The sequence below is a fragment of the Bradyrhizobium sp. S3.7.6 genome (assembly GCF_054061875.1).
In genome coordinates this window covers 75,994-97,833 of sequence record NZ_JBSSEQ010000001.1, presented here as the reverse complement: position 1 = coordinate 97,833, position 21,840 = coordinate 75,994, and the positions used below count along the sequence as shown (strand labels likewise).

Annotated in this window: 25 protein-coding genes and 1 tRNA gene; 13 read left to right on the top strand and 13 right to left on the bottom strand. The window is 65.4% G+C overall.

Translation table 11 applies throughout. From position 1 onward, the window contains the following. Window positions 1-308: 308 nt before the first annotated feature. Window positions 309-1,871, bottom strand: a complete 1,563-nt coding sequence (locus tag ACVJ5M_RS00485; protein ID WP_231143672.1) for an AMP-binding protein — start codon at window positions 1,869-1,871, stop codon at window positions 309-311. Window positions 1,872-1,979: 108 nt separating this feature from the next. Between ACVJ5M_RS00485 and ACVJ5M_RS00480 the strand changes: the two genes are divergently transcribed. From ACVJ5M_RS00480 to ACVJ5M_RS00450, 7 genes are all read left to right on the top strand, one after another. Continuing rightward, a complete protein-coding gene (locus ACVJ5M_RS00480) occupies window positions 1,980-2,945 on the top strand; it encodes an NAD(P)H-dependent flavin oxidoreductase (RefSeq protein ID WP_063985837.1) in 966 nt (321 codons plus the stop codon). 168 nt (window positions 2,946-3,113) lie between these two features. Further along, window positions 3,114-3,362: a hypothetical protein gene (locus ACVJ5M_RS00475; protein WP_028147356.1), complete on the top strand. Its 249-nt coding sequence runs from the start codon at window positions 3,114-3,116 to the stop codon at window positions 3,360-3,362. 130 nt (window positions 3,363-3,492) lie between these two features. Then, complete coding sequence (locus ACVJ5M_RS00470; protein ID WP_063986734.1) at window positions 3,493-4,200, top strand: hypothetical protein; 708 nt, start codon at window positions 3,493-3,495, stop codon at window positions 4,198-4,200. 87 nt (window positions 4,201-4,287) lie between these two features. Next, window positions 4,288-4,971 (top strand): hypothetical protein, encoded by a 684-nt coding sequence (locus tag ACVJ5M_RS00465; RefSeq protein WP_231143671.1) that lies wholly within the window; start codon window positions 4,288-4,290, stop codon window positions 4,969-4,971. Between the two features lie 130 nt (window positions 4,972-5,101). Continuing rightward, window positions 5,102-5,323: a hypothetical protein gene (locus tag ACVJ5M_RS00460; protein WP_063985836.1), complete on the top strand. Its 222-nt coding sequence runs from the start codon at window positions 5,102-5,104 to the stop codon at window positions 5,321-5,323. Window positions 5,324-5,331: 8 nt separating this feature from the next. After that, entirely contained in the window at window positions 5,332-5,799 is a 468-nt protein-coding gene (locus ACVJ5M_RS00455; RefSeq protein ID WP_063985835.1) for a hypothetical protein, read from the top strand. A 2-nt stretch (window positions 5,800-5,801) separates the two neighbouring features. Further along, window positions 5,802-7,691 carry a PQQ-binding-like beta-propeller repeat protein gene (locus tag ACVJ5M_RS00450; RefSeq protein WP_063985834.1) on the top strand — a complete coding sequence of 630 codons (1,890 nt, stop codon included), beginning with the start codon at window positions 5,802-5,804 and terminating at the stop codon, window positions 7,689-7,691. A 128-nt stretch (window positions 7,692-7,819) separates the two neighbouring features. On the opposite strand, the gene ACVJ5M_RS00445 is transcribed toward ACVJ5M_RS00450, so the two are convergent. Further along, window positions 7,820-8,044, bottom strand: a complete 225-nt coding sequence (locus tag ACVJ5M_RS00445; RefSeq protein ID WP_063985833.1) for a cysteine rich repeat-containing protein — start codon at window positions 8,042-8,044, stop codon at window positions 7,820-7,822. 225 nt (window positions 8,045-8,269) lie between these two features. Here ACVJ5M_RS00445 and ACVJ5M_RS00440 point away from each other — a divergent pair, with 225 nt between their 5' ends. Further along, on the top strand, window positions 8,270-8,551 hold the full coding sequence (locus ACVJ5M_RS00440; protein WP_014491556.1) for a hypothetical protein: 282 nt from the start codon (window positions 8,270-8,272) through the stop codon (window positions 8,549-8,551). 137 nt (window positions 8,552-8,688) lie between these two features. Here ACVJ5M_RS00440 and ACVJ5M_RS00435 read toward each other — a convergent pair whose 3' ends face one another. From ACVJ5M_RS00435 to ACVJ5M_RS00415, 5 genes are all read right to left on the bottom strand, one after another. Then, a complete protein-coding gene (locus ACVJ5M_RS00435; RefSeq protein ID WP_063985832.1) occupies window positions 8,689-10,626 on the bottom strand; it encodes a sensor histidine kinase in 1,938 nt (645 codons plus the stop codon). Then, window positions 10,623-11,306: a response regulator gene (locus ACVJ5M_RS00430; protein ID WP_063986733.1), complete on the bottom strand. Its 684-nt coding sequence runs from the start codon at window positions 11,304-11,306 to the stop codon at window positions 10,623-10,625. Before ACVJ5M_RS00430 ends, ACVJ5M_RS00435 begins: the two co-directional genes overlap by 4 nt. A 121-nt stretch (window positions 11,307-11,427) precedes the next feature. Beyond that, entirely contained in the window at window positions 11,428-14,175 is a 2,748-nt protein-coding gene (locus ACVJ5M_RS00425; protein WP_283017753.1) for a DUF2235 domain-containing protein, read from the bottom strand. 272 nt (window positions 14,176-14,447) lie between these two features. Continuing rightward, window positions 14,448-14,699 carry a GCG_CRPN prefix-to-repeats domain-containing protein gene (locus tag ACVJ5M_RS00420; RefSeq protein ID WP_063985830.1) on the bottom strand — a complete coding sequence of 84 codons (252 nt, stop codon included), beginning with the start codon at window positions 14,697-14,699 and terminating at the stop codon, window positions 14,448-14,450. 24 nt (window positions 14,700-14,723) lie between these two features. Continuing rightward, on the bottom strand, window positions 14,724-14,966 hold the full coding sequence (locus ACVJ5M_RS00415) for a hypothetical protein (protein WP_063985829.1): 243 nt from the start codon (window positions 14,964-14,966) through the stop codon (window positions 14,724-14,726). Between the two features lie 302 nt (window positions 14,967-15,268). Between ACVJ5M_RS00415 and ACVJ5M_RS00410 the strand changes: the two genes are divergently transcribed. Next, a complete protein-coding gene (locus ACVJ5M_RS00410) occupies window positions 15,269-16,228 on the top strand; it encodes an AraC family transcriptional regulator (RefSeq protein ID WP_063985828.1) in 960 nt (319 codons plus the stop codon). A gap of 7 nt (window positions 16,229-16,235) precedes the next feature. Here the strand turns inward: ACVJ5M_RS00410 and ACVJ5M_RS00405 are convergent, their stop codons facing one another. Then, window positions 16,236-16,466 carry a hypothetical protein gene (locus ACVJ5M_RS00405; RefSeq protein WP_063985827.1) on the bottom strand — a complete coding sequence of 77 codons (231 nt, stop codon included), beginning with the start codon at window positions 16,464-16,466 and terminating at the stop codon, window positions 16,236-16,238. A 136-nt stretch (window positions 16,467-16,602) separates the two neighbouring features. Between ACVJ5M_RS00405 and ACVJ5M_RS00400 the strand changes: the two genes are divergently transcribed. Beyond that, window positions 16,603-17,052, top strand: a complete 450-nt coding sequence (locus ACVJ5M_RS00400; RefSeq protein WP_231143670.1) for a DUF6314 family protein — start codon at window positions 16,603-16,605, stop codon at window positions 17,050-17,052. 35 nt (window positions 17,053-17,087) lie between these two features. Here the strand turns inward: ACVJ5M_RS00400 and ACVJ5M_RS00395 are convergent, their stop codons facing one another. Further along, complete coding sequence (locus ACVJ5M_RS00395) at window positions 17,088-17,390, bottom strand: hypothetical protein (RefSeq protein ID WP_028147344.1); 303 nt, start codon at window positions 17,388-17,390, stop codon at window positions 17,088-17,090. 192 nt (window positions 17,391-17,582) lie between these two features. Then, window positions 17,583-17,667, bottom strand: a tRNA-Leu gene (locus tag ACVJ5M_RS00390). Window positions 17,668-17,823: 156 nt separating this feature from the next. Between ACVJ5M_RS00390 and ACVJ5M_RS00385 the strand changes: the two genes are divergently transcribed. After that, window positions 17,824-18,405, top strand: a complete 582-nt coding sequence (locus ACVJ5M_RS00385; protein ID WP_456679230.1) for a disulfide bond formation protein B — start codon at window positions 17,824-17,826, stop codon at window positions 18,403-18,405. A gap of 127 nt (window positions 18,406-18,532) precedes the next feature. On the opposite strand, the gene ACVJ5M_RS00380 is transcribed toward ACVJ5M_RS00385, so the two are convergent. Continuing rightward, the gene (locus tag ACVJ5M_RS00380; RefSeq protein ID WP_063985824.1) at window positions 18,533-19,618 is read right to left on the bottom strand and encodes an AbrB family transcriptional regulator; all 1,086 of its coding nucleotides are present in this window, start codon (window positions 19,616-19,618) and stop codon (window positions 18,533-18,535) included. Window positions 19,619-19,719: 101 nt separating this feature from the next. Then, window positions 19,720-20,016, bottom strand: a complete 297-nt coding sequence (locus ACVJ5M_RS00375) for a PsiF family protein (RefSeq protein WP_354098059.1) — start codon at window positions 20,014-20,016, stop codon at window positions 19,720-19,722. Between the two features lie 198 nt (window positions 20,017-20,214). Between ACVJ5M_RS00375 and ACVJ5M_RS00370 the strand changes: the two genes are divergently transcribed. Next, complete coding sequence (locus ACVJ5M_RS00370) at window positions 20,215-20,706, top strand: hypothetical protein (protein ID WP_063985822.1); 492 nt, start codon at window positions 20,215-20,217, stop codon at window positions 20,704-20,706. 45 nt (window positions 20,707-20,751) lie between these two features. On the opposite strand, the gene ACVJ5M_RS00365 is transcribed toward ACVJ5M_RS00370, so the two are convergent. Beyond that, a complete protein-coding gene (locus tag ACVJ5M_RS00365) occupies window positions 20,752-21,300 on the bottom strand; it encodes a TetR/AcrR family transcriptional regulator (protein WP_028159202.1) in 549 nt (182 codons plus the stop codon). A gap of 111 nt (window positions 21,301-21,411) precedes the next feature. Here ACVJ5M_RS00365 and ACVJ5M_RS00360 point away from each other — a divergent pair, with 111 nt between their 5' ends. Then, on the top strand, window positions 21,412-21,837 hold the full coding sequence (locus tag ACVJ5M_RS00360) for an acyl-CoA thioesterase (RefSeq protein WP_014491606.1): 426 nt from the start codon (window positions 21,412-21,414) through the stop codon (window positions 21,835-21,837). The last annotated feature ends 3 nt before the right edge of the window (window positions 21,838-21,840 follow it).

The following is a 21,840-nucleotide window of genomic DNA, read 5'->3' as shown; positions in this document are numbered from 1 at the left end:
ACGCCAGCGTCCTGCCAGTTCAGCTGCCGTAGACGATCTTGATCTCCCACAGCAGGACGATGATAGCCGTGATCAACGTGATCGCGGCCAACGCACTTTCCAAGGAAGCGACTCTCATTTGATACTCCGCTTCCCAGCCCCGTCAGCGGTCTAGTTGATTCGTTGATTCGCCCGCAATTGCGCGGACGGCGTGCCTGAAAAGTCCCTTCCGAGCTGTTGTTCGCGGGTCACAGCGACCCGTAGAACCCCGGGGTCCGGCCGCGGGAATACGTGCGGTGCTGCCTGCTACAAGTTGCAGATCGGGATGACTACCCCACCAACCGGTCCCGTCCGCTCCAGAAGCCTGCGCGCAGCACCTTCTTGTCGACCTTGCCGACGCCGGTCATCGGCAGCTGCTTGACGAACTGGATCTGCTTCGGTGCATGTGCCGAGCCTTTTCGCGTCCTCACCAGATTGATCAGCTCGTCCGGATCGGGCTGTGCCCCCTCACGCGGCACGACGATGGCGGTGACGGCTTCGCCCCATTTCTCGTCGGGAATGCCGACGACCGCGACCATCGCGACATCCGCATGCTGCGACAGCACGTCCTCGACCTCGCGCGGGAAAATGTTGAAGCCGCCGGAGACGATCATGTCCTTCTTGCGGTCGAGGATGAACATGTAGCCGCGCTCGTCCTTGCGCGCGACGTCGCCGGTGTGGACCCAGCCATTCTTCAGCGTCTCGGCTGTGATGTCGGGCCGCTTCCAGTATTCGGCCATGGCATGCGGCGCGCGCACGCAGATCTCGCCGGCTTCGCCCGTCTTCACTTCCTGGTCGTTGTCGTCCAGGATCCTGACCTCGCAGGCCGAGATCGGGAAACCGCAGGACAGGAACAACTCCGGCGTTTTTGGATCATGATCCGCCTTGCGCAGCACCGAAATCGGATAGCATTCGGTCTGCCCGTAAAGCTGCGAGAACACCGGCCCGATGCGTTCGATGCCCTCGACCAGCCGGCTCGGCGACATCGCGGATGCGCCATAGAGCACGAGCTCCAGTGAGGACAGATCGGTCTTGCTTAAGGCGGGATGATCGAGCAGCACATAGATCATGGTCGGCACGAACAGCGTAAAATTGATGCGCTCGCGCGCGATCGTTGCCAGCACCGCCTCGGGATCGAAGCCTTTCAGCATGTGCACGGTGCCCCCGCGCATCAGCGTCGGCACGACTTTCGTGCCGGCGACATGGCTGATCGGGGCAACCGCGAGATAGTGCGGGGTGTCCGGGATCTCGAAGTCGGCGAGGATCGCGGCAGCACCCCCGGCGTTCTCGCGGTGATAGCGCAGTGCGCCCTTGGATTTTCCGGTCGTGCCACCGGTGTAATTCAGCGTTGAGAGATCGTCGGGGCCGGCGAAGCAATGCGCGCTGGCATGGCCTTCGATCTCGATCGCCTGCAGGAGGTCGACGCCATAGTCGGCCGGTCCCGTGGTGAAGACTGCCTTCAGCCGGCTCGCACTCGCGGCAAGCTCGCCGCCGCGATCGCGGAAGGTGGCGGCATCGACCACCAGCATCTCGGCCTCGGAATCCTCGAGCTGGAAGAGCTGGTCTGCCCTCGATCCCAGCGGATGCAGCCAGGTGACGCAGAGCCTGGATAATTGCGCGGCGACACCGGCGCACCAGGTGTCGGCACGGTTCGCGGTGAGGAACGCGACGCGCGCGCCGGGCTGCAAGCCCAGCCGCATGAACACGGCCTGGATGCGTCCGATCAGGTCGATGGTGCCCTGATAGCTCAGCGATCCACCGGGCCAGGCGAAAGCGGTGCGGCCGGGATAGCGCGACAGTGCCCGCAGCGTCTGCGCGCAAGTCGGGGACGATGCGTGGAGCGGATCGGACATATGTTTCCCCGTTGTTTTGTCATCGGCTTTTGACGTGCCAATGTTTGTGCGCAACGCTAGCACAGAGAATGCGGGATGGAACGACAAAGCCCGTGCAAGGAGGCGTGAGTGACATCCGATCGACTGCAACACTTCCGTGATCGTCTCGCTCTGCCTCTGATCGCGGCGCCGATGTTTCTGGTGTCGGGCGTCGAACTCATGGTCGCGGCCTGTCGCAATGGCGTGATCGGCAGCTTCCCCACCGTGAATTGCCGCGGCACGGAACAGCTCGAGGCGTGGCTCACCGAGATCGAAACGCGACTGCGGCAACACGAAGATCACACAGGTCGCAAGGCCGCGCCGCTTTGCCCGAACCTGATCGTGCATCGCTCCAACGCGCGGCTTGAGCAGGATCTCGCGGTGCTGCTGCGACACAAGCCGGAGATCGTCATCACCTCTGTTGGGTCGCCCGCGCCGGTGTTGAAGCCGCTGCACGATGCCGGCGCGCTGGTGCTGGCGGACGTGGCCTCGATCCGCCACGCCCAGCGCGCGGCGGAAGCCGGCGCCGACGGGCTGGTGCTGCTCACCGCGGGCGCCGGCGGGCAGACCGGCTGGCTCAATCCGTTCGCGTTCGTCCGCGCGGTGCGCGCATTCTTTGACGGCATCATCGTGCTCGCCGGAGGCATCAGCGACGGCCGCGCGCTGCATGCGGCTGGAGTCCTCGGCTGCGATCTCGGCTACATGGGCACGAAATTCATCGCGACGCGCGAGAGCATGGCGGACGAGCGCCACAAGGAGATGCTGGTCGACAGCAGCGCCGACGACATCTTGCTGACCACCGCGTTCACGGGGTTGCAGACCAGCATGCTGAAGCCGTCGATCGTGGCTGCGGGCCTCGATCCCGACGATCTGCCGGCGCGTGGCGCGATCGACATCGGCAAGGACATTGACGTCGACGCGCGCGAAAACCGCCCGAAACGCTGGCGCGATATCTGGAGCGGGGGGCACGCGACATCGGGCGTGACCGGCGTGATGGCGGTCGACGATCTCGTGGCGCGGACCCTCGCCGAATATCGCGATGCGGGCGGGCGGTAGGCGGCGTCCTTCCCCTCGCCCCGCTTGCGGGGGAGGGAGAGGAGGGGCCGTCGGCCCCGATCACAGTTAATCGAGCGCTCCCCCGCGGCCCCGTACTTAACGGCAGATTAACCAACGCCCGCCAAGAATCCCCTCACGGCCGCCAATCAGGACCGAGAGGGACAGGCGATGGACTTCGATTTTCTCAATAGCAAGACAGCCGCGACGCTGGACGAAATCCGGGTCCGCGTGGCCCATGCTCTGGCCCGTCATCCGCTGTGCCGCAACGTGCGCTTCGACATCCTCAGCGTCCCCCGCACCCGCCGGGGCGGCAACTGGACGGTGACGCTGCAATCGGTCGAGCCGCGCGCGGTCTGGGAGGCCTCCGAGATCGTCGCCGACATCCAGGATGCCTACGACCTGGCGCTAGCTGCCTGATTTTCTTGAGATTTCGGGCATGTCGCCGCAGTCCGCGCGATTGCCGTTACGATGGCACGGTTAAGCCTTATTTACCGCCCAGTTTCCGGGCACCCATCACGTGGACTTGAAGCTGGGCCTGGAGAGACGTTTGTCCAAAGCCATCACCATCGTCGTGCTGACCTGTTTCCTCGTCCTCGGCGCCGCCACCACCGCCATCCTTGGCCGTGACAGCGTGCCCAGCGTCAGCGCAGAGATGATCACGCAGGCTCCGCCGCCCAAGCAGCTTTCGACAAATCGCGCCGCCAAGGCCGACCGCCTGGTCCCGACGCTGGCATTGGCCTCGGCCGCGATCGATCCGGTCCAGGTCCCCGCCGACAAGCTTTCGCAGGCGCCGGTGCTGACCGAGCCGCTGCGCCAGGCGTTTGCCGCCGCAACGCCCGCCGATTTCCCGATGCCCAAGGCGAGTGTGCATGAAGCGCCTGCTGCCGCAGAGGCTCCGGTCGAAGCTCCGGCCAAGCCGAAGGTCGCCGCCAAGCCGCAGCCGCAGAAAAGCTATTCGCTGCTGTCCGACGTACAGATCGCGGGCATCAGGGATCGCCTGAAACTGTCGTCGTCGCAGGAATATTACTGGCCCTCGGTCGAGACCGCGCTGCGCAATGTCGTCCGCAAGATCTCTGCGAACAAGCTCTCCAATCCGAACGCGCCGGGCGTGCCGATCGATCCGAACTGCGACGAGGTCCAGCAGTTGAAGTCGGCCGCAATGCCGCTGCTGTTCCAGTTGCGCGAGGATCAGAAGGAAGAAGTGCGCAAGCTCGCCCGCATCATCGGGCTTGAAAAAGTCGCGCAGCAGATCTGACGCGCAAGTTCCTCCGGGAACTGCGCCCCGCATCGGGAACATCCGGCAATCGGCAAGCGTTGCCCGCTCCAAAGAGGGAGTGGATCAATGCGCGCCTCGACAGCTTATTTCGTCGGTGCCGGAACGATCGTTGCCGCCATCGCCATTGGTCTCGGTGGCGGCATCGTCGCCGGCAATATCATGAATCCGGTCGCGCCCAAGCAGGGGCCGGACACGAGCAAGATGTCGCAGCGCGCTGAAGCCGCCAAACCAGCGACGACGGACGCTCCGTCCGAGCGCTTGCAATATCTCACCGGCTCGCAAGCCTTCGGCGCCATGATCGCCGCGCCGGCACAGGCCGAAGCCAAATCCGAACCCGCAAAGCCCGACAGGCAGGCAAGTCAAGCGAACGCCGAGCCGCCAGCGCCGCAGCCTTCCCAGGCGGCCGCGGCCGAGCCGCCCAAGCCGGCACCGGCATCGCCTCCGCAAGTCGCAAAGCCTGCCGAGCAGCAGGCATCGACAGAGCAGCCATCCTCACCCGACAACGCCTATGCCAAGGCCAGGGATTCCGATGTGAAGCGCGCCGCGTCCGAACGGCGCCGCACGGAGCGCCGCGAGCGCTGGGCCGAGCGCCGGCACTACGATCCCCGCGAGCCGCGCGGCATGCGCGACCGCACCGATTGGGATGACGTCGCGCGCAACATCCGCGAAGATTCCGACGCGCGCGATGTCGCGAGCCGGCCGCGCGGCGGCTTGCCGCAGATCAGGCTGTTCGGGTCTGACGACGATTAGCGCCCATCCTCGCCGTCGTGCACGCGATCGTGAGCGACGGTTCGTTCTGCGGACGTGCTTGTCTCGAATTTCAACTTCCAGACGATCTCCGTTCAATGCATGATTGGCGTCGCTAGCCAAAGGCCGCGTCATGGGCGTAGCGCTGTTAGCTTGGGGTCGCTTCTTCGCGCCGTACCGCGAAGGCGTCACCGTGCCGACGCCGGTTGATAGAGCCGGCATTGCCTGGCTGCTCCACTTTCTCGCGCGACACGCGCGGAATCGCGGCTTCACCGCGCTGCAATGGCCCTCGAAGGCGGACGACGGGGCGGCCTTCTCGACTGACCTCACTTATTTCGCATTGCAAACCTTTTAGAGGTTTCCATGTCGATACATCTGTTGTGGACGTCCGCGGACAGTCTCATCGTGGCCTTTGCGCTCGCACTCATCGTTCCGCAACCGCATGTGCTGCCGCTCATTCTGATGTTCGGCGCTTGCGATGCGCTGGGTTCCGCGCTCGGCGTCACGATGCCGGTCGCGGGCGGGCTCGCAGCGATCCTGTTGATCGCGTGCGGCGCATCGCTGGTCGTGCGCCACCCCATCGCGCAACGTCTTTTGAATGCGCCGGGCTGGTTCTATGTGCTGCCACCGCTGCTGGCGATCGACAATCTCGTGTCGCGCACGCCTGATGCGCCGGCCGTTGCCGCACTGTCGAGCGCGATCATGGCCGGGCTCGGCTTTGCCTGCGGAGCCGCCGTGTCGAGCGGGTGGCGCGCAGGCTTGCGCGACGTACGACCGCTTGCGGCGGCTTGCCTGATTGCGGCCGGAAGCCTCCTCGCCTACGGAGCCTGACCATGGTCGCCTCCGTCACGACCCGCAGCTACGACCGTGCCCGTACCGGTGCGAACAATTCCGAGACGGTGCTGACGGCGACCGCCGTCCGCAGCAGGGGCATCGTCAAACTCTTCAGCCTTCCGATTCCCGACGATCCCAGGCTCGAGGCGCAGCCGCTGGCGGTCGGCGGCGTGCACACGGCCGACGGCAAGACCCGCGACCTGATCTTGCAGGCCAGCATGGGCAATTGGGTTTATGCATTCGACGCTGTGACCGGTGAGAAGATCTGGGCGACCAACTTGGGGCGTCCCATCGTCGGAACGAGGGTGATCGACGGCCACATGACCAACGTCCATTGGGGCATTCTCTCGACCCCGGTGATCGACGAGGGGGCGAGCATTCTCTATGCCTGCGCCTGGATCAGCGACGACGGCAGCGTCGCCAAGGGGCAGCATTTCCTCGCGGCGCTGCGGATCCGCGACGGCTCGAAGGTGCACGGGCTGCTGAACCTGGAGGGCGCGGTCTACACGCCGCCGAACGGCCTGCCGGTGCAGAAATTCGTCTCGGCCCAGCGCAAGCAGCGCAGCGCCCTGACGCTGACGCGGAACCACGTGCTGATTCCCTTCGGCACGATCGCCGAGACGTCGAAGACGGCGCGCGGCTGGCTGCTCGCGGTCGACGTCCATGCCTGGCGGCTCGCTGCGTCGTGGTGCTCCACCGTCACCGGCTCCGGCGGCGGGCTGTGGCAGAGCGGGGCCGGCCCGGCCCTCGCTCCCGACGGTTCAATCTACGTCATCACCGGCAACGGAGCGTTCTCGCCGCAGCATGGCGATTTCGGCGAGAGCATCGTGCGGCTCGCCTTGCACACCGGAAGCCATGCGCATTTCGAGGTCATGTCGTGGTGGGCGCCATGGACCGACGCCAACCGGGTCGGCGCGGCCGCGGACGCAGCAGCCGCCGACGACGACAATGACGAACTGGCGTTGCCGTCGAATGTTTCCCTGCCCTCTGTGATCGCGCATGCAAGGCGCATGGGAATGACGCTGAAGCCTCGGTATGCGCGCGAGATGCCGCATGTCGCGGTCACCTCGGGTCGCAGTGCAACCGATGCGCAGATCGCGCCGGTCGTGGCGCATCACATGGAGGCGATGAACGAGTCGATGTGGGGCGACCAGGATTTCGGTTCCGGCGGTCCGGTCTACGTCGCCTCCGCCCATGCCATTCTGGCCGCGGGCAAGGACGGCATCCTCTACACCGGCAATGCCAATGCGCTCGGCAAGACGCAGCCGGGCGAACTTGCGGCCGGCCATTTCGCGGCGAACTACAACAGGCTTCTCATGCCACCGATCCTGTACACGTATTTCGATCCCGCCGTGCCGCCGGCACCGGCGTCACCGATGGAGCTGAACGTGTTTCCCGGCGGCGCGACGCGGCATCTGCATGGCACGCCGCTGCTGTTCCAGTCCGCCACCCACGGCACCATGCATTTCGTCGGCGGCGAGAACAGCGCCTTGCGGGCCTGGTCGATTGCGGCCGACGGGAGAACGACCTATCTCGCCGGGGGCAACGAGATCGCCTCGCCGCAATCGCCGCGTCCGCCGGGCGGCATGCCTGGCTGGAGCATCACGCTTGCCGCCAACAACGGCACCGATGGCATCATCGTGGCGATGGTGCCCTATCAGGACAGCAACATGATTCTCAGTCCGGGCCGCTTCCTGGTCTACGACGCGCAGAATTTCGCCACCAATCCGGATGGCTCCAAACGGCTCCAGGTGATCTGGGACAGCGAGGACTGGGGCCCGGAGCACGCCTTCATGCATCCCAAGTTCAACCGTCCGATCGTCTGGAAAGGCCGCATCTATCGCCCGACCTATGACGGCCGCATCGACGTCTATGGCCTGACGAATTAGCTGCTGTCCCCCTCCCTTCTTCGCGGGAGAGGGTGGCTCGCGGTAGAGAGTCTCTGCTCTGGGTGCGTCGAGGCAGCTCTCATCCGCCTTGCCATTGGCAAGGCACCTTCTCCACAGGGGGAAGAAGATCACCCGCCGTGCGACTCCACCACCTTGCGGCAGGCGTCCGAGAGCTTTGTCTTGTTCTCGCGCAGGCAGGCATTCATCTGCGGCGGCTTGCCGACATGTTCGGCGCAGAATTTGCCGGCGTCGCCGCGGCAGGCCATCTGCTCCTGCGGCGTCGGACCGGATTGCGCAGCGGCGGGCAGGATGGCGGCAGCGAGCAGCAGCGCGGCAAGAACTGAAGTCTTCATGAAACACCTCTTTGGGATTGTGACGGGTCCCGCTGGGATCGGGTGAGCCGGACCATCTCGCGGAGGGCGTTGCCGGTCCATGCCATGTTCATGGCATCGGCTCGCCCGCCACACCCCCATCTTCATGGCATGTATCCGCGCGCCGTCTTTTGCCATTCAGGCTGCACGTCGGCTGCGAAACCCGGTGATTGCATCGGGGCGCCGAACGGGAAGCAGGAGAGCAAGATGTCGAAAAACGTGGGAGCGCTGAGCGCCGGCCTGACGGTCATGATGCTCGCGGGTGCGGCGATGGTGTCGCTGGGCACGAGCCCGGCGCAGGCGGTGGTCTATTGCAAGACGGTCGGCGTGCCCAAGGGCTGCGTGGTGCGGCCGACCGGGGCGGTGGTGGTTGCGCCGGCCGCCGCGGTCGCGGTGGCGACGCCCGGGGTCGGCGCGCCCGGCGTCGGCGTTCGTGCGGGAACGCCGATGAATCGCGGAGGCCCGGTCAATCGCGTCGGCGTGCGCTGACGATCTCGTTTGATTGAGTTGATTGCATCGCTTCGGGCGAAAGGATGACTTGCGGACGAACCCCCCGTCCTCCGCATGACGATAATCCGGCCCGTTCCCTCTCTCCGTGCGTCCCACACGTTCGGGGAGGGGGCTTTTCAGCCCGTGGCGGCGGCGTCGCTATCGGGAAAGATTTTCGGTAGTTGCAGCCGTACGCGCGTCCCCGAGGAATCCGAGGCCAGATCCAGCACCGCGCCGCAGCGCGCGGCGCGGCTTCGCATGTTGCGCAGACCCCGCGCGGTCTGGCCTGCACTCCCGGCTTCGCCGTTGCCGGACAGGGCAAAGCCCATGCCGTCGTCCGCAACGCTGATCACGCCACACGGCCGGTCACCATCTCCTTGGCCATCGTCGCGCGTCTCGATGGTAACAACGATATGGCGCGCCTGCGCGTGCTTGACCGCGTTGGTCACGGCCTCGTCGAGAATGCGCACGATCTGGATGACGTGCCATGGCCGCAGTTCGGGATGGAGCGGCAGGCCCTGCGGCGTCGCCACGTGCCATTCGAGTGCGACGTCGTGTGGCCGCAATTGTGCCGCCGCACGCTCGCGCCAGGAGCCGAGCGCAAGCATCAGGTCGCCGCCGATGTCGTCCATGGAATCGATGACCAGGCGCAGATCCTTCAGCGCGGCGCGCGCAGCGTCCGTGATGGTCGCGCCCTCGTGTCCACGCTCGGAGAGCGCGACGATGCTGACGAGCTGGCCGCCGAGGCCGTCATGCAGGTCGCGCATCAGCCGCGTGCGCTCGTTGGCGAGTGCGGCGGCCCGCGCCCGCTCTTCTTCGCGGGCGAAGCTTGCCTTCAGCCGCTCCTCGGCCTCGCGCACGCGTGCGATGAGCTGGCCGGCGAAGCTGTCGACCTCGTTGAGCGCGCGGGCGAAGCGCCAGGTCAGTCCGGCGCCTATCGCCACCAGCATCGCGGAATAGGACAGCCGCGTGACGAAGGTGCGATCGTCCGGCACGAATTCGAACGCCGAGAGCATGTCGTGAAACCAGCAGGTCAGCACGATGGTCACGGCGCAGCCGAAGGTAAAGCTCGCCGCGTCCTGCCGCCTGATCACCGCCCACGTCAGGATGACGACCAGCAGCATCAGGCACAGGCCCACGGTCGGCACGCCGAGGAACAGGAAGGTGATGCGCGGGATCGGCTGGCCCGCAAAGAGCCCGACCAGCAGGATGACGAGCCCCGGCGCGAACAACAGCAGCCCGTAGCGCGGCCAGCGCCAGCCGAAGAACAGCACCGCGAACGTCACGACCAGCGCGCTCTCGATCGGCGCGGACGCCAGCAGGATGGCGGCCAGCCGCGGATAAGGCGCGGGCGGCAGCGGCGCCGGCGCGAAGGCCTGCATCGCGCCGACGAGCATTCCTGCCGCCAGCACGCCATAGACCGGCTCGCGGCGTCGCATCAGCCACATGATGGCGAGGATCACCGCCAGCAACGATTGCCAGGCCGAGAACACCACGGGCAGCGTCACGAACAGCAGCGTGCGCGTCTCGTAGGCTCCCCGCAGGCTTTCGTCCGGCCCGACATAGACGGTGTCGAGGAAGCCTCGCAGCGGACCCCACACCAACAGCCGCACGGTGATCTCGTTGCTGCCGTCGCGCAGCAGCGACGACGGGATCAGTGCGATCTCCGGCGTGTTGCGGTCGGGCCGGTTGGCGGTGGGATCGCGCCGGGAGTCCAGGATCGCGACGCCGTTGACCGCGACCTCCACGCCGTTGCTGAAGCGCGGCAGAAAGACCGACCAGGCCGTGTTTGCCGCATCGGGCTTGAAGACGAACGTGCCCGAATAGAGCGGCGGGTCCTGGAGCGCGTAGCGCGACGACGTGAAATGCGGCAACGTCACCGCCCGGGTCGTGCCGTCCTCCCGCAGCGAAAATTCGCTCACGGCATAATCGTCGGGGTCGCTGGGCTGGAGCAGCCGCAGCCCCTGGATGGTGACGATCACGATCAGCGCCTGTAGCAGCAGATAGGGCACGAGGCGCGCCGCGATCAGCCGGCGCCGCGGTCGCGCAGGTGCTTTCACCGCGATCTCGCTCACAGCTTGATCAGGCCCTGCTGCACCGCCTCGAACACGGCTTCACTGCGCGTGTGCACTTCGAGCTTGCGATAGATGTTCTTGATGTGGCCGGGCACGGTCTGCCTGGAGAGGCCGAGATGGCTCGCGATCTCGGCGTAGCTGAAACCCTTTGCGATGCCCCAGAGGATATCGATCTCGCGCGGGGTGAGTCGTGCGGTGTTGAGTACGGGACCCCGCGGCGGCTCGACCGAACTCGGCGCGACGCCTTGCGTTCTGCGCACGATGAAACGGGCGATCGAGGCCGAGATCGGCGAATGGCCGGCGACCAGATCGCGCACGGTGGTGGCGATATCGGTCGGGAAGGCGTCCTTCAGGAGATAGCCGGTGGCGCCGACGGTGATCGCCGAGATCACGCTCTCCTCGTCGCCGAGCGCCGAGATCACCATGATCTCGGTGTCGGGAAAGCGCTGCCGGGTCTCGCGGATTAGCTCGATGCCATGGCCGTCGGGCAGCCGCAGATCGGTCAGCAGCACGCGCGGCGCGCCGCCGTTCAGGGCCTGGCGCGCCTCGCCGAGCGTGCCTGCGCTGCGCACCTTGTAGCCGGCCTTGACCAGCGCATCCTGGAGCCGCCAGCAGGTCGGCGCGTCGTCCTCGACGAGGAGGATGGTGATGGCCTCACCCGTCTCGCCCTGTTCGCTCATGTTCATCGTCCCGCACCGCGTGTCCCCCGCGGCGCGAGGCCAAGTTTAGCCGCGGCGCGGACGCCGCGACACCCATAATCATGGGGGCGTTGTCACTCTTCCGCTCCGTTGTGGCCGGCGCCTACTGCTTTGCCGCAGCCGATGGCGTCGGCGGCGCGGGCAGACGCTGTACCGTGATCCGCGCCGTGCCGCTGTTGTTCTTGTAGTATTGTTCGTCCGGCCCGAAATAGTCGGCGTATTTTGCCGGAGCCAGCCATCGCAGGAAGCCCGGGACGATCTGCACGGCGTCGTTGACGTAGAAGAACAGCTCGCCGGAATCAGGTGCGGTGAATTCGGCCACCATCCGGTCTGCAAGTTTCTGCGTGTCCCAGACCTTGCGTGCCGACTCGTCTGGCGGAAGCGCATCGAATGTGCCCATCTTCGCGATATCGGCCTTGAGTTTCGTCAGCTTCGCCGCATCGTCCGTGCTCGATTCCTCAGCGCTTTCGATGCGGACGGGATATCTGTTTTTTGGCTCATCCTGAGCATTTTCCTCGGGAAGGGTCGGGTCAATGCGGCGCGGCAGTTCATCTGCCGACATCACGTTCATGGCCTGCAGCGGCCGATCGTTCAGGCCCTTCTCGCCGACGCGTACGACCGGCTGGAACCAGTCCGCGCCGAACAGTCGCCGGGTCGGGAGAGCGAGGTAATGGTGGTTTTCGTAGGTCTGGAATCCGTTGACGCCGGTCATGATCGTACGGTCAAACCAGCGTTGGTCGATATCGATCCAGACCCGGTATTTGCGGCCCTTCTCCACGGCGAGCCTGCTTGCCCAGCAGAACTGGTTGACGTTGAAAAGCTCGGTCGCAGGAAGCGCGTTGTCGCCCACCGGCTTGGCTGGCGGAATGTCTATCGCGACGTTCGCTCCCTTTTTCTGCGCCTCTGCGGCTTTTGTTTCCGGGGCTTCACAAACCTGTCCGGTCGCGACGCGCCAGGTGAAGAAGCTGCTCGAGGCGATCAGCAAGGCCGCGGCGTAGATGACGACGATGGAGACGACGGGAAAGATGATCTTGGTGAACGGAAAGCTCATCCACCGCGCATTTCGCTGCATCAAACCGCCAAACCTGAACAACCAACTCATCCGGCTGAGGTTTTTTGCGCTCGCCTTCCGTTCCGGCCGGTACCAGGCGAGCCGCGCCCGCTCCTGGATGCCATCACGCAGCGAGGCGTTGATGCTCCAGACCCACCACGTGACCAGCACGACGAGTGAGGTCGCGACAGGATAATAGAGTGCGATATTGAGCCATGGCCCCGCATAGGAGGGCAACACGTTCTTGAGCAGGTTCGCGACGGAGCCGAGTATGGCGCTGAAACCCCAGTCGATGTTGCTGACAAAATCGCGCAGGCTCTTGCCGGATGTATCTATGATCTTGTGGGCGATCCACGGCCAGGCGGCAATGATGCCCGTCATGATCAGGAGCGCGAAATAGGCCACGCGTCGCCACCACACGGCGCCGCGCGCCAGATTCGCCATGTCCGCGTCTGGCGCTTTCATTCCAGTGAAGGCGTCGGATTCCTCCTTGCTTATCGGACGCCTCGCTTTCTTCGCGTAGGCGTCATGCATGGCCTGGTGCGCGCCGTCGTTGGTGAGCTCCTTGATGCTTCCGTCGGGCATCAGCACCCGCGCGTTCGCCGGCAGCATGATCGGCGCATAATCGTCGCATCCGAACAGCATTCGTTCGACCACGGCGAAGTGAACGACCGGTTTGCCGCCGTTCACATCGCCTTCGAGGATCGGCCGCGGACCGTAGCGGTAAAGCACGGCGGCGCCGCTGCGTGAATCGTGCTTTGGCCCGATCGCCGATTGATACTCGCGGAAACGCTCGATCGTGCCGTTCTGAAAGCGCAATTGGCCACCGAGCTGCTCGGTCATCCAGACCAGCGGAACGAAGGAGAGGGTGGATTCCGGGTAACCGCCGCCAATGTCGGAATGGACGCCCGCGAACCACACCTCCTTGACAGTCTGGTCATTCGCTAGACGGCTCTGGTCGATCCGCAGCGGATGAAAGGTGGTGCGCTCGTCGTCGAGCGCGAGCGCGTGACAGATGTGCTTCGCCTTGCGCGAGGGCCGGTGATTGCGGAACGAAATCGGCCAAATTGCCCAGTCGATCGCGACGCGCAGCTCCTCGATCGGTACGCCGAAAGCCTCGACCGTGTCGAACAGCCCAAGGAATTCGATCTTGACGTTCTTGCGGCCGGCCATGGCCTTGCGGACCGTGCAATAGGAGCGGTGCCCGCAGACGAAATGGTAGATGATGAGCAGCAGGTCGCGAATCCAGCGCGTAATCCAGATCGTCGGCAGGCTGCGATAGCCCACCGATTCCTTGCGGTATTCCCGCCATGCGGACATGGCGTTGCGCTCCATCTCGGCATGCGAGACCGGCTCGCCCTTGATTTCCGCCGGCACCAACCCTTGGCTCGCGATCAGCGCCGCCAGCGTGCGCGCGGTGAAGGCGCCGCGGCTGAAGCCGAAGATGTAGATCTCGTCGCCCTCGCGCCAGTTCCAGCACAGGAAGCGGTAGAGCTTGCGGACGTTGGAGGGAACGCCGATGCCGGTGGCGCCGTCGATGGCTGCGAGCGGCGCCCAGCCGGCGGTGCCGACACCCTTGATGTAGTGGGCGATCTGGTCCGGCTGGGTGTGGTCGAGCGCTTCATAGAGCCGCCAGACGCTGGATTCCTGGGCGGTGAACGCGTTGCCCGTGCCGTCGGCGAACAGCACCAGCTTGCGCTTCGACAGGGTGGTGGCGGTCGGCCCGCCGGCGCTTGCATCGTCATGCGTGTGCTTGGGTCTGGCAGAATCGCCATTCTGCGCGCCATCATGGTGGGTCATGGGGCCCCTCTGGCAATCGACGGTGAAGCACTTCAGGCCGGAGCCGTTCAGTACTCCACGATTTCAATCAATGGTTGCGTTATGAAAACAGGTGCATTCTGTGCATAGTCCCGTTGAGGTAGCAAGCGGGATCGCGCCGCCGCCCTGCCGCGGTCGGACGCCGCGGCATGACGGTTACGAAAACGTTTGGTCTTGCTGGTGCCGGTGGCGAGAGGCGCGATGTCGGCGGACGCCTCTCCCCTGCGAGCGGGGAGAGGCGGAATGTTCAGCTCCTACCTGCCATTGCCGCGGCAAGCGCCGCCGGGGCCGATATGGTAGCCGCGCGGGCAGGCATGCGCGGCGGGGTTGGCGTAGTTCCTGAGGCAGCCGCCATAGGGGCCGCGGTGCCAGCCGGGGCCGCAGCCGCCGGCGACCGCGATGACGTCGCCGTTCGCGGCTGCGTTGAGCAGGGTGAGCGGCATGGCCTGGGCAACGCCCGTGATCGCGCCGAGCGTGAGAGCCGTGGCAAACAGGGTGCGTATCATGTCTTCCTCCCGAATGCCGTTGCTTCAATGGCCGGCGGCGAACGCGATGCCGGCGCGTACTTCGGCGATCGCCTGGTCGATCATCCCGATCGCCTTCTCGCGATGACCGCCCTTGTTCGGCTCTGCCTTGCCGAGCTCGGCGCGGGCCGATTGCAGGATCGCGATGGCTTCGTCCATGTGCGGCTGCGCGCCAAGCGCGTAACCGATGCAGAGGCTGGTCGCGATGGCGCCGCCGAGCACGAGGCTGCGGGGTAGAGAGGTTCGCATGTCGTTGTCTCCTCCAGCGGGCGTCAGGCTGGGGCCGCCCGTTTGCCCGGATGCAGTCCCGTCTGTGCCGGGATGCCGCATCCGCGGCCTGAATAGGGCCCGCCTGTGCGGGGCGTCTTGGACTGACCGGCGCCAGCGCCGTCGCAGCTTGGACTGACCGGCGCAGCTTGATTCACGTTGGCGTGCTGATAGCTTGCGGTATGCTGGTCTTCTGCGGGCGTCCGTTTGGCGTGCGAGGTTCAGCGAGCGCCAAGTCTTTTTTTGAAGAACTTAGAAAAGCCATTCTCGAAAAGTCGTTCTCGATGTCCGTCATCAGGAAGTCGCTCTCGACCGAGATGCTGCCGCAGGACTTGTCCGACCGGCAGCGCTTCATCCGCTTCGCGGAGCTGTTCGAGCATTTCTCCAACACCGGCGAGCTCGATCCGGCGTCCGACGTGCCGTTTCGCGCCACGATGAACTCGATCCATATCGGCACCACCATGCTCGGCCGTTGCGACGGCAGCTTCGTCACGGTCCGGCGCGAGAAGCGCCAGGTGATCGAGACCGGCGACGACCGCTTTTGCCTCGCGCGCAACACCGGAGATCTTCCGTCTCAGGTGATCCATCGTGGCCGCGAATTCACCATGCGGCCGGGAGCGATGGTGCTGCTCAAGCTGGACGAGCCGTTCTTCGCGGCCGACGGCGCGAGCCAAAAGCGTTTCACCAACGTGCATCTGCCGGTCGATACGCTGCGCGCGATGGTCGCCGACATCGACGATCTCGTCGGCTGCGAGCTCGAGCCCGGCGGCGCGCTGTCGCTGGCGATGGATTACAGCGATCTCCTCCTCCGCAATCCCACGGCCGCCGACGAGGCCGGCATGGCGATCGCCGGCCATCTGCTCGACCTTGCCGCGATCGGTCTCGGTGCCCGCAGCGATATCGCCACTGCCGCGCGACGCGGGGGCCTGCGCGTCGTGCGGCTCAAGGCCGTGCTGTCGATTCTTGAGGCGCGCTTCCACGAGCCGGGTTTTTCCGCCCAGAAGCTTGCCGCCGCCGCCGGCCTTTCCGAGCGCTACGTCAACGAACTGCTGTTCGAGGCCGGCGCCAGCTTCACCACCCGCCTCACTGAGCTGCGTCTGCGCAAGGCCGCCGACCTCCTGGCGCACCGCGAGGGCCGCATCAGCGACATCGCCTTTGCCTGCGGCTTCAACGATCTCTCTTATTTTAACCGCTGCTTCCGCAGGCGGTTTGGGTTGACGCCGACCGCGGCGAGGGGGAAGTGAGAGAGCGCTAGGTCTCCACCCGCGGCGGCGGATAGCGGCGCGCCAGCGCCGACAGCGGCAGGTGCCGTTCGCCTTCCGGCAGCTCCAGAAAGGCCAGCACTTGCGGCCGCTTCCAGTCACCGATGCCGAAATCCATCGCCATCCATTTCTGCGGCTCGGGGCCCTCGAGGCCCCGGACCCAGACGAAATAGCGGGGGAGGTCGTCGGCGTCCGCTTCCGTCGTGCGTCTCCTGGCCATCAAAGCTGCTCACTGCATCACCATTTCGTTGCGGTAGGATATAGGTATCGGCTCGCCGAAGTCGAACTCCCGGCTGCGGGTCCTGTGAGGCTGGACCGGTTGGTTGATGTGCAGGTCTGAAGATATGAACGAAGTCATGATCGATTTTTGGGGTGACGCCTCGGACGTCACGAAAAAGCTGATCGGCTCGTGGTCCTTCGACCGTGTCATCGAAGGCCAGGCTACGATGCAGGGTATCGCGATCTTCACGCCACTGGACGGGGGGCGGTTGGCCTATCGTGAGCAGGGACATCTGAAGCTCGCGAACGGCACCATTGTGCAGGCCGAACGCGAATACGTCTTCAGCAACAGCGACGGAGGATTCAAGGTCTTCTTCAGGGAAGATCCGCCGCGGCTGTTTCACGAGATTTCACTGTCCGCATCTTCCGGGGGAGTGCTGAGCGGACGTGCGAGCCATCTTTGCAAGCACGACGACTATCAGTCGGCCTACATGTTTCGGCCGGATGGAACGTTCGTCGTCCGTCATGTCGTATCGGGTCCACGCAAGGACTACACGATGAACACGACCTACACGCGTCTCTCGTGATCAAGCCGGGGCGATGGCGACGGCCGTGCCGCCTCTCACCGCCAGAGCTCACTCTCCGCCACGCGGTTGATGTCGGCGAGCCGGCGGTCGGCGTCGCCGTGAAGATCGATGCTCTCGACCAGCGTTAGCAGACGCTGATATGCGCCATCGGCGATTTCGACCGGCAGCGGCTCCTCGTCAAAGGCCTCGACATAGCTGCCGACGAGGCCGCTCAACAGGCGGCAAAGACCGCGCTGGGCGGGATCGTCCCGGCCGAGCGTCTCGAGCTTTTGCTGAAATGTCCGGAAGGTGCGCAGGCCGTGGTGCTGTTGCGAAAGCCACGTATGCAGGTCGTTCATGTGAGCTCCTTCGAGTTACAGAAGAAGCTACCGGTTTATACAGGCGGGATGTGACGATTGGAAGGGGAGGGAAATACCGGATTCGTTGATCTAGTCCGCCTTCGCCAAGGCTTCGGCGGGACAGCCTTCCCTGCTTCGCATGGATAGACTGGAGCCTGGCTCGCCCAGCCGTAGCTGCGAAGCAGCGAAGGCTGGTGCCCCTGGCCGGAATCGAACCAGCACTCCTTGCGGAACTCGATTTTGAGTCGAGCGCGTCTACCAATTCCGCCACAGGGGCTCCCGGTCGGCCCTGGAAAGGGCCTCGCAAAGCGGGCGGACTATAGCCATGGACAGGGCAGGGTCAACCCGCGCCAAAGTGATCCCGGCCGTTCTCGACAGCCGCCTGGGCCGGGGTTAGAGCCTTAAGAAAGCGACCCCATCGGAAGAGGCTGCCGTGACGACCCAGAGTGCCGCAATACCTGCATTCAGGCCGGCTGGGACCGGTCCCGCGCTGACTGCCTCGGTGCTCGTCACGCTGATTGCCGCCGCGACCATCGCCGGCGCCTGGTTCTTCCAGCTCGTGCTGGAGATCCTGCCCTGTCCGCTGTGCCTGGAGCAGCGCTACGCCTATTATTTCGCGATCCCGGTCGGTGTGCTCACGGCGCTTGCGGCGCGGAGCGGGGCGCCGCGGCCGCTGCTGCTCGCGGGCCTTGCGATCCTCGCGCTGGCGACACTCGCCAATGCCGGCCTCGGCACCTACCATTCCGGCGTCGAATGGGGGTTCTGGAAGGGCCCGACCGATTGCTCCGGTCCCGTCATCAATCTCGGCAATGCCGCCGACCTGCTGTCCAAGCTCGATACCGTCAAGGTGGTGCGCTGCGACGAGGTGCAGTGGCGTTTCCTCGGTCTCTCGCTCGCCGGCTACAATGTGCTGATCTCGCTGTTGATGGCCGCGATCGCGGCGGTGGGGATTTTTGCGGACGGCGAAGCGCTAGGCAAGCGCCGTAGGGTGGGCAAAGCGACTTGTCCGCCGTAGCTCGAAGAGCGATGGCGGAAGCGTGCCCACCATTTTTAGCGATAGTGCGGGAGCATGGTGGGCACGGCGCTAGCGCGCCTTTGCCCATCCTACGAGACCGGAGCTCCGCTACGACTGCGGCGCTTCGCTAATCATCCACATCGTCCTGCGTGCGGCCGAACAGGTGCACGATGCCCGGGGTCGCGATCGTCACGAACACGAAGCGCGACAAATGATGGGCGCCGACGAAGATCGGGTCGATGTGCAGCGTGAGCGCGAGCGCCAGCATCGCATCCATCGCGCCCGGCGCGAAGGCGACGACGACATCCGATAATTTCACCTGCGCGGTGAGCGCGATGATGCCGACGAAGATGGCGGAGACGGCGATGGCCACGGCAAACGAGCCCAGCGCCGCATGGATGTGGCCGGCGAGCGTCTTGATCCGCATCCGCGCGAAACGGCTGCCGATCAATGCGCCGATGCCGATCAACGCCACGCCGCGCACCCAGTTCGGCAGGCCGCCCTCGACCCAGTCTGCGCCATGCAGCACGCTGGAGGCGATCATCGCGCCGAACATCCAGCTCGCCGGAAACCTGATCAGCCGCAGCAGGAGCGCCGCGGCCAGCGAGGCCGCGACCAGCTCCACGAGCTCGAGCGGTGAGGCGATCGTCGTCGTCAGCGACGGTGCGACGGAGGGCGCCACGCCCGCGAACGCGAGCACCATCGGTAGCGCCGCGGTGAGGATGATGACGCGCATGGTCTGCACCACCGCGATGCCGGGCAGGTCGGCGCCGCGCTCGACCGCCAGGATCGTGATCTGCGACAGCGCCCCGGGGCTGCCGGCGAGGAAGGCCGAGGTGCGGTCCCAGCCATGAATGCGCTGGAGGTAATAGCTCGAGCCGAAGGTCGAGCAGAAGGTCGCGAGCGCAAGCAGGCCGATGGTGAGGGGATAGGCGCTGACCTGTTGCAGCAGGTGGCGCGAGACGACCGAGCCCAGTGAAATGCCGAGCAGCACCAGCACGGTCTGGGTCAGGATCGGCGGCAGCGCCAGCTGGCGGCCGGCGATCGCGGCGATCCCGACCGCGATCATCGAGCCCGAGATCAGTCCCCCGGGAAGTCCGGCGACCAGAAACACGAGGCCGCCGACGGTGCCGATGACGAGCGTCTCCACCGTGCTCAAGATCTTGGCACGGCTTGGCCATTCGAACGGCAGGGAGGCGGTGATTTGCTTCACGCCACCTTATCGCAAATCAGCGAGAGGCACACAATTGCAGCTTCGTCATGCCGCAATGCGCGCGCCTCTCACGGATGCTCGCGAGCCGTAGTGTGACGGATTTACTTCTTGTCGGCGGCGGGGGCGGCGGGGGCGGCGGTGCCGGCCTTCGCTTCCTTCATGCACTCACGGCGAAATTTTTTGCGCTCCTTGCCCTTCAGCGCCTTGGCGTCCGCTTGCTTGGAGCATTCGAGCGACTCCGCCGAGCGCTCCTTCGACGCCTTCTTGTCGGCGGGGGCGGCGGCAGTTGTGGTCTTGGCGTCGGTCTTGGCAGCCGGCGTGGCGGTCTGCGCGAAGGCGGTGCCGGTGGCGAGCAGGGAGGTCAGGGCGACGATGGCGAGGCGAGACGTGAAGGTCATGGTGGTGCACTCTTGCGAGATTGCGGAGGGTTGGGAACGTCGGCTCGCCTTGCTGAACGCGACATGAATAATCCGAGCCGGGGGATCACTATATTTTGGCGGCAGGAGCCATCGCTTCCTTGTCGCGGCCGGGCGGCACGCTAGGATAGCAATCCTCGTTTCGCTTCCGTCGGGGAAGACCAAGGAGGAGGACCAAGGATGACCATTCAATCAAAATTGCTGTGTGCGGTTGCATTGACGGGCTTTGCCGCGCTGGTCGCGAGCGCGCCGGCGCAGGCGCTGACCTCGCAGGAGTGCAGCGCGAAATACCAGGCCGCCAAGAAGGACGGCTCGCTTGGCACAACGAAGTGGAATGACTTCCGCAAGGCCCAGTGCGGAGCGGATGCGACGCCTGCCGCCGCGCCGGCCGCCGCTGCTCCGGCTGCGCCCGCCGCTCCTGCCGAGCCGAAGCAGGCGAAGAAGGAGGCGGCCCCCGCTGCCGCGCCAACCCTGCCGGCCGGACCCGCAATCTATCCGAATGCGGTCGACCCGAAATACGCCAAGGAGACCGCCGGCAAGGCCCGCCTCCACACCTGCGTCGACCAGTACAACGCCAACAAGACCACCAACGGCAATGGCGGCATGAAGTGGATCGAGAAGGGCGGCGGCTATTACAGCGAGTGCAACAAGAAGCTGAAGGGCGCCGCCTGAGCTTCGACATGATGCGATGGCCGGAGCAAAGCTCCGGCCATTTCGCTAGTCGAGCAGCTTCTCGGCCGACTTCGCCACGAGCTGCGAGCGTTTGCGTGGACCGCGCTCGACGAACAGCAAGCTCTGGCCGAAGATGAAGCAATAGAACAGGAAGGCCTGCGCCTCGGCCGCCTCGGCCTCGAGGCCGGTCGCGCGATAAAGCTCGGCGACGTGCTTGAGCCGCGCCGCGTCCACGCTCGCGACCGCCGCGGCGGCGTTTTCGTCCGAGCGGGCCCATTGCCGGATCGCGAGCTCGATCGCCATGCCCTCCGGATTGAGCCGCTCGGAATAGAGCTGGATCACCGCCTTCAGCCGCTCGCGGGGCTCTTGCCCATCGAGGCTTGTCTGCTGCGCGATTGACGCCGCACGTCCCTCGCGCCAGCGTTCCAGCATGGCATCGAGCAGCGCGGCACGGTCGGCGAAGCGGCGGTAGAAGCCGCCCTTGGTGACGCCGAGGTTCTTGGCGAGCACCTCGACCCTGACACCCTCGACCCCCGAGCGGGCGAGCTCGGTAAACCCTGCCTCGACCCAGACATCGCCCTTGCCGTCGTTCATGAAGGAAGCCTCACCGGTTCTTGATACGGTACCGTATTGCTAACGCGCGGAGGCGTTGATACGCTACCGTATCAATGATCAGAGGGCGGAAAAACGGCAGGAGGAATTGCGATGCAGGAGGCGACCTATCGCGGCACGGTCTATCCGTGGCAGTGCGATCATGTCGGCCACATGAACATCATGTGGTATGTCGGAAAATTCGACGAGGCCAACTGGAATCTGTTCGCCCGCCTCGGGCTGACGCCGAGCTATCTGCGCTCTTCCGGCCGCGGCATGGCCGCCGTCCAGCAGAACATCACCTACAGGCGGGAGCTGCTCGCCGGCGACATCGTCGAGATCCGCAGCCATTTGCTGGAGGTCCGCGACAAGTCGATCCGCTTCCGGCACGACATGACCAATGCCGAGACTGGCGAGATCGCCGCGTTCTGCGACATCACCGGCGTGCATATGGACCGCAGCCAGCGGAAGTCGGCGCCGTTCACGGATGCGATCCGCGCGGTCGCTCTGCAACATCTTGCCGAGCCGGCCGAGGCCTGAGCC

What these genes read in the sequence shown, in the direction of transcription:
- ACVJ5M_RS00485 (WP_231143672.1), bottom strand. Translation starts at nt 1,871, where the DNA reads ATGTCCGATCCGCTCCACGCATCGTCCCCGACTTGCGCGCAGACGCTG.
- ACVJ5M_RS00475 (WP_028147356.1), top strand. Translation starts at nt 3,114, where the DNA reads ATGGACTTCGATTTTCTCAATAGCAAGACAGCCGCGACGCTGGACGAA.
- ACVJ5M_RS00465 (WP_231143671.1), top strand. Translation starts at nt 4,288, where the DNA reads ATGCGCGCCTCGACAGCTTATTTCGTCGGTGCCGGAACGATCGTTGCC.
- ACVJ5M_RS00460 (WP_063985836.1), top strand. Translation starts at nt 5,102, where the DNA reads ATGGGCGTAGCGCTGTTAGCTTGGGGTCGCTTCTTCGCGCCGTACCGC.
- ACVJ5M_RS00455 (WP_063985835.1), top strand. Translation starts at nt 5,332, where the DNA reads ATGTCGATACATCTGTTGTGGACGTCCGCGGACAGTCTCATCGTGGCC.
- ACVJ5M_RS00450 (WP_063985834.1), top strand. Translation starts at nt 5,802, where the DNA reads ATGGTCGCCTCCGTCACGACCCGCAGCTACGACCGTGCCCGTACCGGT.
- ACVJ5M_RS00445 (WP_063985833.1), bottom strand. Translation starts at nt 8,044, where the DNA reads ATGAAGACTTCAGTTCTTGCCGCGCTGCTGCTCGCTGCCGCCATCCTG.
- ACVJ5M_RS00440 (WP_014491556.1), top strand. Translation starts at nt 8,270, where the DNA reads ATGTCGAAAAACGTGGGAGCGCTGAGCGCCGGCCTGACGGTCATGATG.
- ACVJ5M_RS00430 (WP_063986733.1), bottom strand. Translation starts at nt 11,306, where the DNA reads ATGAGCGAACAGGGCGAGACGGGTGAGGCCATCACCATCCTCCTCGTC.
- ACVJ5M_RS00425 (WP_283017753.1), bottom strand. Translation starts at nt 14,175, where the DNA reads ATGACCCACCATGATGGCGCGCAGAATGGCGATTCTGCCAGACCCAAG.
- ACVJ5M_RS00420 (WP_063985830.1), bottom strand. Translation starts at nt 14,699, where the DNA reads ATGATACGCACCCTGTTTGCCACGGCTCTCACGCTCGGCGCGATCACG.
- ACVJ5M_RS00415 (WP_063985829.1), bottom strand. Translation starts at nt 14,966, where the DNA reads ATGCGAACCTCTCTACCCCGCAGCCTCGTGCTCGGCGGCGCCATCGCG.
- ACVJ5M_RS00410 (WP_063985828.1), top strand. Translation starts at nt 15,269, where the DNA reads ATGTCCGTCATCAGGAAGTCGCTCTCGACCGAGATGCTGCCGCAGGAC.
- ACVJ5M_RS00405 (WP_063985827.1), bottom strand. Translation starts at nt 16,466, where the DNA reads ATGGCCAGGAGACGCACGACGGAAGCGGACGCCGACGACCTCCCCCGC.
- ACVJ5M_RS00400 (WP_231143670.1), top strand. Translation starts at nt 16,603, where the DNA reads ATGATCGATTTTTGGGGTGACGCCTCGGACGTCACGAAAAAGCTGATC.
- ACVJ5M_RS00395 (WP_028147344.1), bottom strand. Translation starts at nt 17,390, where the DNA reads ATGAACGACCTGCATACGTGGCTTTCGCAACAGCACCACGGCCTGCGC.
- ACVJ5M_RS00375 (WP_354098059.1), bottom strand. Translation starts at nt 20,016, where the DNA reads ATGACCTTCACGTCTCGCCTCGCCATCGTCGCCCTGACCTCCCTGCTC.
- ACVJ5M_RS00370 (WP_063985822.1), top strand. Translation starts at nt 20,215, where the DNA reads ATGACCATTCAATCAAAATTGCTGTGTGCGGTTGCATTGACGGGCTTT.
- ACVJ5M_RS00365 (WP_028159202.1), bottom strand. Translation starts at nt 21,300, where the DNA reads ATGAACGACGGCAAGGGCGATGTCTGGGTCGAGGCAGGGTTTACCGAG.
- ACVJ5M_RS00360 (WP_014491606.1), top strand. Translation starts at nt 21,412, where the DNA reads ATGCAGGAGGCGACCTATCGCGGCACGGTCTATCCGTGGCAGTGCGAT.